The organism is Pseudomonas sp. SWRI18 (assembly GCF_014268345.1).
Classification (GTDB): Bacteria; Pseudomonadota; Gammaproteobacteria; order Pseudomonadales; family Pseudomonadaceae; genus Aquipseudomonas; species Aquipseudomonas cedrina.
In genome coordinates this window covers 41,282-57,218 of the sequence record NZ_JACCQQ010000029.1, presented here as the reverse complement: position 1 = coordinate 57,218, position 15,937 = coordinate 41,282, and the positions used below count along the sequence as shown (strand labels likewise).

Below are 15,937 nucleotides of genomic sequence, written 5' to 3'. Positions count from 1 at the left end.
AGGCGAACACGAAAGCTTCGCCCACGACCCGGCCGGCAACCTGCTCATGCAAGACCGCCCCGGCCCCGACATCGTCGCCGGCAACCGCCTGCTGATCCAGGGCGACCGCCACTACGACTACGACGCCTTCGGCAACCTCATCCGCGAACGGCGCGGCAAAGGCCACCAGCTTGTCACTGAATACCGCTACGACTGCCAGCATCGGCTAATCAGCGCCACCCGACCCAACGGAAAAACCGCCAGCTACCGCTACGACCCATTCGGTCGTCGCATCAGCAAAACTGCAGATGGCATCACCACCGAGTTCTTCTGGCAAGGCGACAAACTCATCGCCGAACACCATGCGGACCTGCATCGCAGTTATCTCTACGAACCGGACAGCTTCCGTCCGTTGGCGCTGTTGGAAGGCTTCGGCCCAAAAGAAACCAAGCCCTACCACTACCAACTCGATCACCTGGGCACACCACAGGAACTCACCGCCCCGGATGGCGAAATCGTCTGGTCCGCGCATTACCGCGCCTACGGCGAAATCACTCGTCTCGACATCAATAAAATCGACAACCCGCTACGTTTCCAAGGCCAATACTTCGACCCGGAAAGCGGACTGCACTACAACCGCCACCGCTATTACAACCCGGATATTGGTCGTTACCTGACACCGGATCCGGTGAAGCTGGCGGGTGGGATCAACGCGTACCAGTACGTGCCTAATCCTACGGGGTGGGTGGATCCCCTGGGACTGAACTCCTGCCCCGGAGGAGACGGTTGTAAGCCCCAAACAAGCGAAGAGCCTCCTACTCAAATAGCCTTTGTGGATGAGGGCCACCCATCCGCCCCCCTCGTCCACGGAGTTGATGCTGAAACTTTAAATCGCACACACAGCATTGAAGGCAAAAGCTCAACCAAACAAGTTGAGAAAATTGCCCGCAGCATGCAAAACAGCGGGTATGACGTAAATACGCCCATTGATGTGGTTGAACATAACGAACAGCGCTATATTATCGACGGACACCATAGAGCTTCGGCGGCAAGAAGAACACACACCAGTCACTATACAATTAATCAAAAATCTCGCCCCCTATAAAAGCTCATTTAGCAACATCCAAGACGTGATAGAAGCCTCAAATAATGTCGGACTTGATAGATTGGATAGACCCAGACGATGAAAAACAAGACACTGGAAAGCTTAATACATGAATATCTAGCACATGTAAAAGAAGCGACAGACTTACTTGAAAGTTCTTTCGGAACTAAAAACATACTGGGCCTGTGGCGTTCTAAAAGAATCCCACAGCGAGGTTCAGTCACTGACAACGTGACTTATGAGCTACACGGAATCGGTTGCCGTGTTTATTTACCTGACGCATGTATAGACTTTGACTACGGCCCTGATGATAGAGTCGACGGTTTCGACCTTTGGAGATTATATATGTACGTATGCGAAGTGCCGCACAAATACCAAAAATACACCGAAGAAAGCGCTTTGAAGGAGGACTTCAACGAATATTTGAAACTGGGAAAAGCTAAGAAAATACCAAACTCCATGTCAAATTTGTACTTTCTTCTGCCGTGACCACGCCCCCCTGGCTGGCGATCTCCACATAAAAAATGGTGGTTATTACCCTGAAACGCCAAAGGCATTATAAGAATATAGATTATTGATTTAATAGACTTTTTCGCCGACACACTGTTCTAGGCAACCGTCCGCAGGCTGATCACTCATCATTTATTGGAACTGATTACAACAACGATATCACTACATTTCACACCAGAACGGAAGGGCATTTGGGAGGACTATAAATGGCGACGCCACTGACAAAACCATCCGACCTCACAGCGAACAATATTAAAAAAGCACAGGTATTGACGATCGGCGAACTAATAGAGGAAGAAGTCACGCTACTGATCGATAAAACTGCCGTGACATGCTTTGTCAACTACTGCCCCTACGAAATACAAATAGGGCATTTGTATAATATCGAGATTACATTAAACCTAGCCGACGATTATCAGGCTGAAAAAATATTGCCAACCGAGTTGCTAGCTGAGCGGGTGGGTCATGGTTTCTCCTATATGTTCTACGGAACGTTAATCGATGGGACCTTCCATACTTTTACTCTACTTAACGACGAGGGCATTCTTTATGAACATCCTGCCTTAAACGATTCTTTTATAAAGTTATCCGTGGAAAGAATCGATGCAGCATTCCTGTGAAGCATCGGTGACTAACAGCGGTATAAAATTGTATGATCATTATCAACTTGAACACCCTCGCGATCAAAATCGTATACGGTTTTTTCTAACTCTTACCTATGAACAGCGCCAGACATTTCACCCCCACGCCACCACCAACAACCCCACCCCCAACGCCAAACACAACGGCGAATAAAACCACGTATCCAACAGCGCAAACCGCGACCCACCCACCTTCTTGAAGAACCCCACCAGCTCCGAATCCCCAATCGCCCTGGCAAACATAACCACGGCAATCACACTGATCCCCCACTGCAACGCGCCATGGGACACTGGCGAAAAGTACAGCCCAGCCCGCAGGCACACCAGCAGTGCGATCCCCACCAGCCCCATCGCCACCAGCAAGGTGCCCAGCGCCGAAGGCTTGAATGCAGGTCGTGGTCCGCTGGCGAATTCGCCGGGCAATTGGGGGATGGCGATGAGGCTGCCGAGTTTGCCGCCGGCGGCCCAGTACAGATGCACCACGCTGATGCCGGTAAAAACCCCGACTATCCATCGTGCGATGACAACGCTCATGGCGGATGCTCCTTGGGTAGGTGCGAAACAGGATAGTCGGCCTGAGATTTTTTGCAGGCATTTCGTCGGCGGCTGATGGTAAAGTGCCGCCCCATGAAACTTGCCCGTACCGACCGCTCGCTCATTGCCTGGATGCTCTACTGCTGCGTCCTGTTCAATGTGTTCGCCTGCAGTATCGGCCACGGGCAGATGGTAGGGATGCAGCTCAATGGCATCGGCGGCCAGTTTTGTACGGTGGACCCGCGCACCCAGGCGCCCAAGCCGTCCAACTCCACCGAAGAGAACCTGCCCACGCTGTCCAAGGCGTTTGGGTGTCCGCTGTGCTCCACCGGCGGCATGGGCCCGGCACTGAGTTCCAGCGTGAATGTGGCGGTATTGCCACAACCCCAGGCGCCACCGCCGGCGGTCGTCCTGACCGCTGACATCCCCGCCCGCTTCACCTGGCCCACGGCTCACCCGCGCGCGCCGCCTGTTTTCGCCTGATCCCTTCGCTTTCCGATCTGCACTGACCAGCATTTGCGCAAGGAAATGCATGCGGCTGTGCGTTGTTTTCAAGCCAAGTTTTTCAGGATTCAACCATGAAACATTTACCCCTGTTGGCGGGCCTGTTCGGCTGCCTGCCTGTTTGCGCCTGGGCCCTCGAGTTGGCCCCTACCACCATCGATGGCGAACAAACCGCCGAGCCTGGCCTGGCGCTGGACCAACCCAGCGGCATGGCGTCGCGGTTGGGCTTGAGCGTGCGGGAAACGCCGGCGTCGGTGGCCATTGCCAATCGCGATGATATCCAGCGACACGGCGCCAAAACCTTCCGCGACGCGGCCAACACCCTGCCCGGCGTCAACGCCAGCGCACCGCCGGGCTTTGGCGGATTTGTCTCTTATCGCGGCTTTACCAGCAGCCAGATCACTCAAATGTTCAACGGGATCAACGTCGCAACCGGCCTGGCCCGGCCCGTGGATGCCTGGATCTATGATCGGGTGGAGCTGGTGGGCGGCCCCTCCTCCTTGATCAATGGCGCAGGCTCCGTGGGCGGCTCGCTCAACTACGTGACCAAGTTGGCCACCCGTGAAGAGCAGGCTGGCGAAGGGCAACTCACGTACGGCAGCCATGACACCACCGGCATGGCGTTTGGCGTCAACCACGCGCTGGCCGAACCCGGTGCCGACGTGCAGCATTACGCGCGCCTGGATGTGAGCCGCAACACTAACCACAGCTACATCGACCGCGACACGCGCGAAGCCTGGAGCCTGGCGTTCTCCCTGCTCAGCGACCTCACCCCCAACCTGTCCCACACCCTGGCGCTGGAATACCAGGATGAGCATGAAGACAGCCCCTACTGGGGCACGCCGGTGTTGAACCCCAAGGCCGGCGAGTTGAAGATCGACAAGCACAACCGTTTCAACAACTACAACGTCGCCGACGGTCGTTATGAACAGCGCACGGTCTGGGCGCGCTCGATCATCGACTACCGCATCAACGACAGCACCACCCTGAAAAACACCCTGTACCACTTGGACAGCCAGCGCGATTACCGCAACCTGGAAACCTACCAGTACAACACGAGCAACAACGCCGTAAACCGCTCGACCGCCTACCAAGTGCGCCATCAGGGCGAACAGCAGGGCAACCAGTTCGAGCTGCGCCACGACGACCATATGTTCGGCCTGCCGACTACCTGGTCCGGCGGTTTCGAGTACAAGGTCAACAGCACCACCAACACCCCGCTCAACGTTCCGGGCAACAGCACGGTGGACCCGAACGCCTTCAACCCCGGCCACTTCTATGACATCCCGCGAACCCGGGAAAGCTTCGGCAAGGACAAGACCAACGAAGTCACCACACGGGCACTGTTCGTAGAAAACCGCCTGGGGCTCACCGACACCTTGTCGCTGCTGACGGGCCTGCGTTATGACGCCATTGACCTGGATGTCACCAACCATCGCGCAGTCACAACGACCAACCCCCGCCACTTCAAACGCAGCTGGGAGCCGGTGACCGGTCGCGTGGGCCTGACCTACCAGTTCATCCCCTCGGCCAATGTGTATGTGCAATACAGCACAGCCGCCGAGCAACCGAGCACCACCACGCAAGTGTTTGATGTCTCGACAGGCAAGCAGTGGGAAGTGGGCAGCAAGTTCGACTACCTGGACGGCCTCGGCTCGGCGACTGTTGCTGCCTACAGGATCGAACGCAAGGACTTTGCCGTGACCGATCCGCAGGACCCGACCAACAGTATCCCGGTCGGCGCGCAGTCATCCAAGGGCATTGAATTGGCCAGTTCGTTGCGCGTCACGCCAAAGCTGTTGGTGGAAGGCAACGTCGCCTGGGTGAACGCCAGGTACGAGGACTTCAATGAAAAAATCGCCACTGGCGCGGTGGTCTCACGCAAAGGCAACACGCCGACCAACGTCCCCCGGCGCGTGGGTAACCTGTGGCTGACGTATGACTTCTCTGAAGATTGGCAAGGGGGTGTGGATGCGCGGTACGTGGCCGAGGTGTATGCGGACAATGCCAACACGCAAACGGTGCCGGCCTACACGCTGTTCGGGAGTTTCCTACGCTATCAGGTGGATTCGCATACCTCGGTGACGGGCCGGGTGCGCAACCTGACGAATGAGGTGTATGCCGAGTTTGCCCATGTGTCGCCGGCATATTACCTGGGGTCGCCAAGGACCTTTGAGCTGGCCATACAGACCCGATTCTAAGCTTGGAATGCAATTAAATGTGGGAGCGGGCTTGCTCGCGAATGCGGTGTATCAGTCAATGAACGTGTATCTGACCCACCGCATTCGCGAGCAAGTCGAAGCGTCGAACCGCCGCTCCCACATTTTGATCTTCATTCGGCAGTGCTGGCCGTGTTTTACTTCAGGCTTGCCTCAACCTTGCGCGCCACATCCTCAGTCAACCATGCCTTCCACACTTCAGGATGCTCCTTGAGGAACGCCTGGGCCACTTCCCGTGGCGCGCTGTGTTTCTCGCTCATGGCCGCCAAGGCTTTATTCAGCGGCTCAATGGGAAACTCAACTTTCTCAAAGAACTGGGCGATCTGCGGATGCGCCTTCTGGAACGGCGTAGACACCCCGATACTCAACTTCGACGCCAACGACCGCGTTGGCTTCGGATCAGGATTGTCCGCGTCCGTCAGGGTCTTCCAGGCCTTGGCGTCAAACGGTGGTTCTTCCAGCTGGATCAGCTTGTAGCGCCCCATCAGCGGCGTCGGCGACCAGTAGTAGAACAACACCGGCTTGCCGCGGCGGATCGACGAAGCGATCTCGGCATCAAGGGCCGCGCCCGAGCCACTGCGGAAGTTCACGTAGCTGTCATCCAGGCCGTAGGCCTTGAGCTTCTGTTTGTTGACCACTTCCGAGGTCCAGCCGATGGGGCTGTTGAGAAAGCGCCCCTTGCCTGGGGATTCCGGGTCCTTGAACACGTCCTTGTAGCGCGCCAGGTCTTTCACGCTCTTGAGGTCCGGCGCCAGGGGCTTGATGCCTTTGGCAGGGTCGCCCTTGACTACGTATTCCGGCACCCACCACCCTTCGGTTGCGCCTTTGACCGTATCGCCCAGGCCGACCACCTTGCCTTCAGCCTCGGCCTTGACCCACACCGGACTGCGGCCGGCCCATTCTTCACCGATCACCTGGATGTCGTTCTTCGCCAGGGCGGTTTCCAGGGTAATGGTGGTGCCCGGCAAGGTGTCGGTGGGCAGGTCGTAGCCCTTCTCGACAATCACCCGCAGCACTTCGGTGATCAGGCTGCCGCTTTCCCAGTTCAGGTCGGCAAAATGGACCGGCGCCTCGGCGGCGGTGGCCGGCAGCGTCGTGGCTGAAAGCCCAAGGGTGGCCAGGGACGCAGCCAACAGCATTTTCAATCCTTTCATGCCTTCGCACCTCGCGTTATCGCAGCCAATGGCAGGCGGCTTTGCTGCGTATGCGCGAAGCCTCTGAGTAGTTAAGTCAACTCAACTGTAGTAGAGGTTCCGCACCGCGGGTGTTTGAGGCAGTTGATGCTTATTCGCTGGCCTTGAAGGTCACCAGTTCACCCTTGCGCCATTTGGCGGCCTTGCCGGTCACGGCCTTCAGGGTTTTGGTCAGGCCTTCCAGCAGTTGCTCATTGGCAGCGAACACCAGCATCACGCTGTGGCCTTCCTTGAACACGATGCCCTGGCCCTCGGCCGAGGACACAAAGGCGTAGTCGCCCAGGCCATACACAGTCAACTTGATGTCACGGAACTTCAATTCGAACTTGCCACCTTCGCGACTGGGCAATACCGCCGCGCGGAAGTGATCACCGACTTTGAGTTCCAGGCGAGGCTTGTCATCCACCACCAGCGCCGCTTCGGTGTCGATTTCGGCGATGTAGATGCCTTCCGGCGTCTGCTCGGTGATGTAAACGAAACGGGATTGAAATTGTTTGACCAACTTTGCGCGCAAATCACCCAGCACGAACAACGCGTGCATATCCAGATTACTGACTGCCAAGGAAACGCCCCCACATCGAAAAGAGCGCTGTCCGCCGGAGCGGGCAGCACAAAAAAACGGCCATTACGGCACGATCACATCATTCATTCTTTGAAAAAAACTGAAGAAGCCCCGCTGTCGCGCCAAGACCGGTACAGACGTACGCGAAGACCTTGTGCAAGGTCGTCAGGCACCACAGGAGATCACAGGTTCACTGGCCCGAGAATACGGACCGACCCACTTCAGAGAATAACCCAGTTAAAAATGCAGTTTTCCGACACGCAAACACAAATAAACACGCGGCCATGGAACCGGGCAATGGCCGCCGACGACAATACTAAAACAGCAACCCCGATCAAAACCACCCAAAAAACGCAGTAATCCAGTCATACGGATCGATCAAAAGGAGCAGGCCATGCAACGCTCAACCTACAACGCAATGTCTTCGCACACCTGTTCATCCTCTCAGGACGACGTTCAATACTACCGTTTGGACGGCTTTGACGGGTACTCGGATTCGGTTCTTTATCAAGTCGTGCCCGCCGGCAGAAACTTCTTCCACATCCGCGAAGTGCTCAGCGGCCGCATAAGAGGCTTTCGCAGCGACCATGTCAAGGCCTGTGAATTGGCAAAAAAACTCGAAGCGATGCTGCAGGCGCCCCATGGCGCAATCGTTTCGTCAGCCCGATAACTTAACTGCGCCGCCACCCCCTAACAACTGACATACTGGCCCGTCCACTGAAGTGTGTGCCCTGCGGGCACGCTTCACCAGTGCAGTTATCTCCAAGGGAAGGCTCTACGTGACGGAATTTGATATTGGCGAATTTTTCATCCATGGCGACGCAAGGGAAGTAGACGGCGAATTCCAAGCGGTGATCGTAATGCGGGCCAAGCCACCGCTGACCACGGTCACCACGCACCAAGTGGAAAGAGACCGCTGGTTCAAAACCTTCGACACCGCGGCCCTCGCGGCAAAAGATGCCGCGAAGGCCCTCAAGGCCGCCGTGGATGCCGGCGCGCTGGCCTCCTGAGAATCCAATAGAACTCTGCTGCGTCCCAAGCCTCCCATGCAGACACACCTGAACCGCATGGAGAACCTATGGACACCACGACCCCTACGCTTGAAACCCTGTTTGAACAACTGGGCCTGGATTCGAGCCAGGACGCGATTGAGCGGTTCACTGCCGAACACCGCCTGCCGGATGATGTGAAACTGATCGACGCACCGTTCTGGACCGAGCAACAAGCGAGCTTCCTGAGGGAGCAATTGCACGTAGACGCCGAATGGGCACCGGCGGTTGACGACCTCAATGCATTGCTGCACGAATCTCCGGTCGCCTGAGCAAAGCAGGCTGCCTGGCAGGCCCAGGCAGCGCTCCTGCCCTACCTTGCGCCCTTGACTGCCTCGGGCTTGTAGCCGAGGCGCAAGCCGCCCCAATGTCGGCCCTTGACCATGATCGGCACCGACAGATCGTGCATCAACTCCCCGGTGTCGCGGGTGTAGGTCTGCAGCAAGACGGCCTGTTGATGGCTGCCGCAGCGGATCCCGGTGCGGTCCTCGAACTTGCGTTTGGTGCGGTTCTGCACGGCATCCACTTGGGCATCGCCCGTCAGCGCCTGGGAAAACGCTTTATTGTGCGTCGGCACGTAGCCCTGAGGCGTGCAGGCAATGGCGAACACCAACCCCTCATGCCGTGGTAGCAGCGCCTCCTGGATCGCCGGCAATACCTGATCAGTGTAACCGTCAAAGCGCGTGTGGTATTTGCTCGGGCTGGTGTTGGCAATCGGCGTGTAGCTGCGGTCGAACAGGTCATCCAGGCTGATGCGGTTCTGTTGCACATCGGCCTCGAACTGCGCGGCAATCTGGCTCGCACCTTCGCGGGCCAGGTCGTAGATGCGCTGATGATAGTCATCCAGCCCGACTTCGGCCAGGCGCTCGCTGATGGTTTCGGCCTGGCCTTCCATCTGCACGGCAGCGTCGGCCAACTGACGGGTTTGCTGGTCACTGACGATCAAGTCGCTGCGCATCTGCTCCACGGCATGGAACAGGCTGTCGAGCTGAGTGCGATTGGTGTCGGTGCCTTGGGCGATTTCATTGACCTGACCTTCCACATCCGCCGCCAGGCTGGAGATGCTTTGCAGGTGTTCTCCGGCGTGTTCCACCTGCTCTACGCCAGTGTGCAGGTCTGCCGAGAGCTGACGAATCTGCTCGACCACTTGGGCGGTGCGTTGCTGGATATCCGCCACCATCACCCCGACCTCATCCGTGGCCGTCGCCGTACGGCCCGCCAGGCCACGCACCTCATCGGCCACCACGGCAAACCCGCGACCATGTTCACCGGCCCGCGCCGCTTCAATGGCCGCGTTGAGCGCCAGCAGGTTGGTCTGGCTGGCGATGGACTGGATCACCAGGGTCACCCGCTGGATTTCCTCACTGCGTTGGCTCAAGGCTTCGATCAGTTCACGGCTGGCGTTGGCGCGCTGGCTGAGCTGGTGCATGCGGGTGATCGACTGGGCCAGCACTTCGCGGCCTTCGATGCTGCGCTGGTGGGCCTGGCTGGCAGCCCCAAGGGCCTCGCGACTGAGCTGGGCGGTGACCTTTTCGGTGCCGATCATGACTTCGGCGCTGCCGACAATCTGCTTGGCCGCGCTTAACTGCGACTGCAAGCGAGCCGCCAATTGCTTGACCGAATAGGCCACGCCGGCAGCGGACAATGCGTTGTGGCTGGTGGTATGGGACAGGTCGCGAGTCAACTCGCCAATGGCATCGACAGCGTCGGCAGACGCCACAACGGGCGTATGGCTTTTCAGGCTAGGCAGCCAGATCACCAGCAACGCCAGGGGCAGGCAGAGGTAAAGCGGCAGGCTGGCCAGCGCCAGGCCCAGCAATATCAGCACCAGGGCGGTGCTTTGCGCAAGCGGCGTCAACCAGCCGGGCAACGTGCGCGCCGCCGCGCGCGGTGGCACAGCTGCGCCTATCAGAGATCCGTCTCCAGCCATCTTCGTCACCCCGCTGCTTGTCGTTATTGTCGCTGCATTAAACGCCACTATCGGGCCATTATCCATGGGCCTTTAGTGGGGTAGCTTGCAACAGATCAATAGACCGGGTGTAACGGGTCTTTCCCTGGGGAACCGCGCAGCGATCCCCCAGCTTTACGGCATCAGGCTTGACGCTGGTGCTTGTCGATCTGCTCGTGGCGCTCTTGCGCTTCGATGCAGTATTTGGTGGTCGGGCTGATCAGCAGGCGCTTGAGGCCGATTGGCTCGCCGCTGTCGTCGCACCAGCCAAAGGAGTCTTCCTTGATGCGCTCCAGTGCGCGCTCAAGCTGCGGCAGCATGCGCTGGTCGCGGTCGATGGCATTGACCAGCCAGGTGCGCTCTTCTTCCACGGAAGCGGCGTCGGCCGGATCGGCCGGGGTGTCCAGGCTTTCAATGGCGATACGGTTCTGTTCAATGCGCTCGTGGTGTTCCACTTTCATGTCCTGCAGCAACTTCTCGAAAAAAGCGTGCTGTTCGGCATTCATGTAGTCATCCGCCGGCATGGCCAGCAACTTTTCCTTTGTCATTGATTTCTCTATAAAAAATACGTGCATTAAGGCGAATAAGGGAGCGTTCCGGCTGACCTTTGCAGGCCTCGGAAAGGCGCCGTCCATTTCAAGCGCCACCCGGCACTCAATTTACGAGGGGCGGCAGTCTAAGGCCGACTTGAGGGCGCAGCAACTGAAAAGACAGGCAATTTTTCCGAGATAACCCCAAAAGCACCAGGACGGGCTCGGCGAATGGTTATCGGAGTGCGTTTATAGCAAGAAATTCAGTGTCGTGGAGCCATATAGAAGACAAACGGTTGTTCAATCCGCCAGCAATACATAACGCCAGGGCCAGGGAAGAAAAGTTTTAGCTGGCAACACTGCGCCTTTGCAGTGGAAAAAGGAGCTTTCATGAGCCAAATCGTCTCCCCGCCGGCGCACGCGGTCGCTGCCCGGTTCGCCTCTCGCCCGACCCTGGCCGATGTCGCCCGGCAACAGCTGACAGCCGCGTTCGCGCAAGCCTATCCAAACCTGTCCATTGACCTGACGCGGACCCAACTGGCGGTACCGGCCAGCGCCGGCGGCTGGGCACTGCAGCCGTTGATGCCGCGCGTACTGGCCTTTCTCGCCGACGATGCGGCGTTGGGGATGCAGGACCGCGATGGGCGCCCGTGTTTTCTCACCGACCATCCACCCACCCGGCTGAAACAGGCCGACGGACAACCGCTCGACATGGCCGGGGTTGAAGACCTGATCAGGACCCTGCCCTGGACCTTACCGATCGCGCTGCAAGACGCCCTGGCCGAGTATTGGCGCCAGGCGCCGGATGGAGATAGCTCGCGATGGCGCTGGCTCAGTGAGCTGCTCGCGGACACCCTCACCTTCTGCGCGGCACACCAGGCAGACCTGACGAGCACTGAGCGTGAAATGCTCTACCAACTGGTCAATGAACCTGTCAGCGAGGATCGCATCGAACGCTTCGGTTCCGACGCCGTGCACCTGTATTTCCCCTATGCCGCCCTCACCGACGGCCATCGCACACAACGCGTGCTGGGGCCAGACCTGCTGATACTGCGCCCGGTCAACGGCCGTCCCCAAGCCTTACTGTGCCAGCCGGCGGGTAGCTGCCAGCGCTTTGCCAGCGCCGATGCCGCCTTGCAAGCCTGGGCCGGGCGGATCACGCAAGACCGCACAGTAACGCAGATCACTCTGCACCGTTTCGAACCGGACGGTGATGTGTTCGAGACCCAGGCCGCCATCATTCTTGAACAGCACTTGCAACAGCTCCAGGCCTTGAAGCTCCCTGCCACCCTGGGGCTCGACACGTTGCAAGCGGTGTACCGGCAGATAACCGAGCCGGCCAGCGCATTTTCCGCCTACCCGGTCGCCAATCATGGGCTGCTCAAGAAGCTGCGCGCCCTGGCGCCGCGCTGGCTGCAACAGGCCCCGACAACCGACCAGGCGCGGTACCGTCACTACAGCCTGGCCCTGGCCTGCGCCAAAAAACGCAGTGAAGGGCTGACGTTCCTCAGTGACATCCCCGATATCCGCACCTTCACCCGCACCGCGCTGCTCAACTGGCTGCAGGCGCAAGACATCAACGCCGCCCCACCCGACCCTGACGACCTGCTGCTCATCTTTAACGTGGCAGCCGGTTACCCAGGCGGAGCGGGCTTTGTCGAGCCTGTGCACATGAGCCTGACCGACCTGGCGATCCGCAACCTGCAAGGCCGACCCCGTGGGCAACTGACCCTCAAGCACCGTCACGATACCCCGTTGCCCCCTTGGCTCACGCCCGACGCCATCACCGACAGCGGCGGGCTTATCCAAAGCGTTGACATCGGCAAGACCTACCCTGAACTGCTCAGATCAAAGTTGCTTGGCGATAATGAGGCGGTGCGCCAGCGGGAACGACGCTTCGCCGCGCACACCGTCGTGCAACTGCCCCTGCAAGCCCTGGAATTGCGCCTCAAGGGCGAGCAAGGGTTTACGGCCCGAGGCGCCGCCTGCGTCGCGGCGCTGGTTGCCAGCCATGCCACGGAGCGCCAGGTCGATGGCAACCCCATGGTGATCCGGCATTTGACGCTGGTGCGCAAACCCCAGGCCACCCCCGACATCGTCGCCAACATGTACGTCATCGAAGCCGAAAACGGCCAGGTTGGGCCGCATATTCTCTACCGGCCGCTGTACACCGACAGCCTGCGCGAATTTGCCGACCGTGCGCACTTGCTTGCCGCGATTGCCAGCGCGGGTGACCTGCAGGACAGCGTGTTGACCTGGCTGTCCGATGGCGCTCGGCCGATTTATGACAATGGCGGCTTCCAGCAACCGCATTACGTACGATTCGGCATCGGTGATGAGTTTGAACGGCCCGAAGTCCCACAGCCGGCGACCCTGGGCAGCGACGGCGCCAGCGACGAATTACTGCAATGCCTGGCCAACGGCCAACTGATGGAGTACCTGTACGGCGCAAATGCACGGGCACTGGTCGATCAGGCCGACCGCGAGTCGGTGTCCAATGCCGAAAGCCGTTGGGCCGTATTCCTTGAGGGCGCGAGCCTCTTGTTCAACACCCTGCTGCTGCCGCTGGCGCGCGGCCCGCTGATGGCGGCCGGCTGGTTGCTCAGCCTGATGACCGCTGCCAGTCGCGACATCCCCGGCCTTGCCAGCGATGACCCGAAGGCGCGGGAACTGGCCTGGGCCGACCTGCTGCTGAACGTCGGCATGCTGATGTTCGAACTCGCGCCCTCGACCCAATCATTGTCACTCCCTGTGCCCACCGACACTCAATGGCGGGCGCTGCGTTCGCCCTTGTCGCGCCGGCTCGCCGATCAATGGCCAGAACCACCCGCGCCCGGCGTGCAACCGGGCGCAGTCCTGCTGGGAGGTGGCGGGCCCGGGCTGGCCAATACTGTGTTCGACTTCAGTTTCGCCAGCGCGCGCAACCGCCTCACCCCCGGCCAGCAGGCGCGCCTGGTGCAGTTCCAGGTTCCCAGGCCAAAGGACCTGTCCGTCGCCGTGCTCGACGGCCCACGCCGTGGCCTCTTCCAGCACTATCGCGACTGGTACGCGCGGGTCGACGCGCATTGGTATAGCGTGCGCCCGCAAGCAGACGGGTCGGCATTGATCGTCAACCCCTTCGACAGCACACTTAGCGGTCCTTATTTACAAGCGGATGCCACCGGCAGTTGGTCATTGGACTTGCGCCTGCGCCTGCGCGGCGGCATGCCGCCCAAGCGGATCGCTGCCGAACGCGAACGCAAGGCCTTGCGTAAACGGCAACTGGAGGAGCAGCAGGCCAACTTCCTCAGCCCTCGGCAGGAAATGCGCCAAGGCCGCCTCGTCACGATCAAGAGCCTGCAGGAAGCACTTCAAGAAAAGGCCGATAACGCTCAGCAACTGATGACCCGCGCTGCCGACGACCCCAAATACAGCGCAGCGGCACGCGCCAACACGCGCAGGAACTTCGACGCTGCCCTGCAAGAACAGGTGGCGGCGTACGAAGGCCTGCTCAACAGTCGCCAGGAACGCCGCGAGTTGGGCATAACGATGCCCGACAGCGCGGTAGCGGTGTTCCTCGAAAATACAGTGAATAACGCGCGTAAATCGGTGGTGGTTGCCGACATGGATCGCCAGGCCCTGTATGCCGAATATCCGGATTTGAGCGCATCCCCCGAGCAGGCGCTGCCCGCGCTGATCGCCAACCCTGTGCGTTATAACCAATTTCTCCAGGCTCTGAGCGACGTCAATGAGCGTCAGGTGCGGGCATTGGAACTCAAGGATCGTTATCTGCTGGAGCTGTTCAACCTCGGCCCGTCTGGCCGGCAAGCCTACGAAAGACTGACGCACGGCCGCCCGGATGAACTCGGCGCCCTCTCGCTCAAATACCTGCAATTGCAAAGCTTGAAATACTTGAGCCGCAAAACCTGGCACCCCGGCGTCTTCATCAGTGATTTGGACCTTACCCTCGACCCACTCGCCACGCACTTGCGTACCCACAGTGAGCTAAACCACCTTAACTTGGCGCCGACCGACCGCCTGGCCGTGCTTGACAGCCTGTTCGAGCATTACGGCCAGGCGCTCGATGCCCTGCAAGGAATGGCGATGATCCACGCCGAACACCTGGAAATGCACTATTTCCAACGCATCCAGGCATTGGTGGAGTCGCTGTATCAGGACGTGTTGCAGCAACTGGCCGCCGAGGTCAAGCCGCGAGCCGACGCTATCAAGCGCCCACCGAAAAGAGCGTTGATAAGCAGCGGCAAGCCCACCAAGAAAGTCATCCGTACGCGCAAGCAGGGCATCCTGATCGGCGACCTCAAACCGGCGGGCAGCACCTTGCCGATTGACGTGGTCGAGGTACGATCCGAACAGGACAACCACCTGCTGGCGACCTACTCCCAACATGAAAGCGGCTGGGACGAAGTACGCGAGGTGCGTCGCCCCTCACAACCGTCGCTGCCTCCCCAAATCCGCCCTCTCAGTGCCGTCAAAGGCGAAGCACGCAAGCAGCTCAAGGCCCTGGAAGGCATCATCAAGCGCGAAGAAGGTTACGCCAAGGTGTCTCGGTTCCCCATTGAAATCCAGGAGAGCCTGGATCACGAAGCCAGGCGTTTTGACGCACTGGCGGGCGAGTTTGAACGCGCCATTACTGTGCAAACCGAAGGTCAGCCCACCACGGACGACGATCAAACACTGATTAATCAGCTGCGTGCCGCGTTCACTCGATTAACCGCGATGGGCAAAGCGCTGCGTCTGCAGCGAGCCCTGGAACTGCCCCCCACCGACGCGAATCTGGCGTTCCTGCTTGAGCAAGACAAAGTCCAACTTGCCAGGCTGGACGAGCGCATCGCCTTGCGTGGGGAACGACGTGATTTCATCCAGGAATACGCCGTTAACGACAAGCGCGGTTTTCCCCTGTGGTACGCCCATTTCCACTACCCCAAGGCGGACACGCCCAAGCTCGAGTACGCCATCGCCCACCTGAAAACCAAGGAACAGCGCCGCGAGAGTTACTACTCGTTGCTGGCCAAGGCCGAGAGCGCACAAAGCGTGGTGGATGTGCATCGCGGCGAGATCAGCCGGGCGTTGGCCGAGCGCCGCTTCTTGCCACTGGCGCCTTGACCACTGTGGGAGCTGGCTTGCCTGCGATGGCCATAGGTATCTACACATCTCTGTAGTGAG

Annotated in this window: 14 protein-coding genes; 9 read left to right on the top strand and 5 right to left on the bottom strand. The window is 59.3% G+C overall.

The features are described from left to right. The 3 genes from H0Z09_RS24725 to H0Z09_RS24715 form a co-directional block, all read left to right on the top strand. A partial coding sequence (locus H0Z09_RS24725; protein ID WP_186694209.1) for an RHS repeat-associated core domain-containing protein occupies positions 1 to 1,084 on the top strand: 1,084 nt, incomplete at its 5' end. Positions 1,085 to 1,162: 78 nt separating this feature from the next. Next, complete coding sequence (locus H0Z09_RS24720) at positions 1,163 to 1,573, top strand: hypothetical protein (protein WP_186694207.1); 411 nt, start codon at positions 1,163 to 1,165, stop codon at positions 1,571 to 1,573. A 227-nt stretch (positions 1,574 to 1,800) separates the two neighbouring features. Next, complete coding sequence (locus H0Z09_RS24715) at positions 1,801 to 2,214, top strand: hypothetical protein (protein ID WP_186694205.1); 414 nt, start codon at positions 1,801 to 1,803, stop codon at positions 2,212 to 2,214. Between the two features lie 117 nt (positions 2,215 to 2,331). Here the strand turns inward: H0Z09_RS24715 and H0Z09_RS24710 are convergent, their stop codons facing one another. Continuing rightward, positions 2,332 to 2,769, bottom strand: coding sequence for a DUF3995 domain-containing protein (locus H0Z09_RS24710; protein ID WP_186694203.1), 438 nt, complete (start codon positions 2,767 to 2,769; stop codon positions 2,332 to 2,334). 93 nt (positions 2,770 to 2,862) lie between these two features. Between H0Z09_RS24710 and H0Z09_RS24705 the strand changes: the two genes are divergently transcribed. Both H0Z09_RS24705 and H0Z09_RS24700 read left to right on the top strand, forming a co-directional pair. Then, positions 2,863 to 3,252: a DUF2946 domain-containing protein gene (locus H0Z09_RS24705; protein WP_186694201.1), complete on the top strand. Its 390-nt coding sequence runs from the start codon at positions 2,863 to 2,865 to the stop codon at positions 3,250 to 3,252. A 95-nt stretch (positions 3,253 to 3,347) separates the two neighbouring features. Further along, positions 3,348 to 5,474, top strand: coding sequence for a TonB-dependent receptor (locus tag H0Z09_RS24700; protein ID WP_186694199.1), 2,127 nt, complete (start codon positions 3,348 to 3,350; stop codon positions 5,472 to 5,474). A gap of 155 nt (positions 5,475 to 5,629) precedes the next feature. Here the strand turns inward: H0Z09_RS24700 and H0Z09_RS24695 are convergent, their stop codons facing one another. Continuing rightward, entirely contained in the window at positions 5,630 to 6,646 is a 1,017-nt protein-coding gene (locus H0Z09_RS24695; RefSeq protein WP_186694197.1) for an ABC transporter substrate-binding protein, read from the bottom strand. 130 nt (positions 6,647 to 6,776) lie between these two features. Beyond that, entirely contained in the window at positions 6,777 to 7,226 is a 450-nt protein-coding gene (locus H0Z09_RS24690; RefSeq protein ID WP_186694213.1) for a hypothetical protein, read from the bottom strand. 415 nt (positions 7,227 to 7,641) lie between these two features. Between H0Z09_RS24690 and H0Z09_RS24685 the strand changes: the two genes are divergently transcribed. The 3 genes from H0Z09_RS24685 (at position 7,642) to H0Z09_RS24675 (ending at position 8,568) form a co-directional block, all read left to right on the top strand. Continuing rightward, positions 7,642 to 7,917 carry a hypothetical protein gene (locus H0Z09_RS24685; protein WP_186694195.1) on the top strand — a complete coding sequence of 92 codons (276 nt, stop codon included), beginning with the start codon at positions 7,642 to 7,644 and terminating at the stop codon, positions 7,915 to 7,917. A gap of 109 nt (positions 7,918 to 8,026) precedes the next feature. Continuing rightward, entirely contained in the window at positions 8,027 to 8,257 is a 231-nt protein-coding gene (locus tag H0Z09_RS24680; protein ID WP_186694193.1) for a hypothetical protein, read from the top strand. Positions 8,258 to 8,325: 68 nt separating this feature from the next. Continuing rightward, positions 8,326 to 8,568, top strand: a complete 243-nt coding sequence (locus tag H0Z09_RS24675; RefSeq protein ID WP_169378530.1) for a DUF2789 domain-containing protein — start codon at positions 8,326 to 8,328, stop codon at positions 8,566 to 8,568. Positions 8,569 to 8,609: 41 nt separating this feature from the next. Here the strand turns inward: H0Z09_RS24675 and H0Z09_RS24670 are convergent, their stop codons facing one another. Both H0Z09_RS24670 and H0Z09_RS24665 read right to left on the bottom strand, forming a co-directional pair. Further along, positions 8,610 to 10,205, bottom strand: a complete 1,596-nt coding sequence (locus H0Z09_RS24670; RefSeq protein WP_186694211.1) for a methyl-accepting chemotaxis protein — start codon at positions 10,203 to 10,205, stop codon at positions 8,610 to 8,612. Positions 10,206 to 10,387: 182 nt separating this feature from the next. After that, positions 10,388 to 10,792: a TraR/DksA C4-type zinc finger protein gene (locus tag H0Z09_RS24665; protein ID WP_003191666.1), complete on the bottom strand. Its 405-nt coding sequence runs from the start codon at positions 10,790 to 10,792 to the stop codon at positions 10,388 to 10,390. 372 nt (positions 10,793 to 11,164) lie between these two features. On the opposite strand from H0Z09_RS24665, the gene H0Z09_RS24660 reads away from it, so the two are divergent. After that, positions 11,165 to 15,877: a DUF6543 domain-containing protein gene (locus H0Z09_RS24660; protein WP_186694192.1), complete on the top strand. Its 4,713-nt coding sequence runs from the start codon at positions 11,165 to 11,167 to the stop codon at positions 15,875 to 15,877. The last annotated feature ends 60 nt before the right edge of the window (positions 15,878 to 15,937 follow it).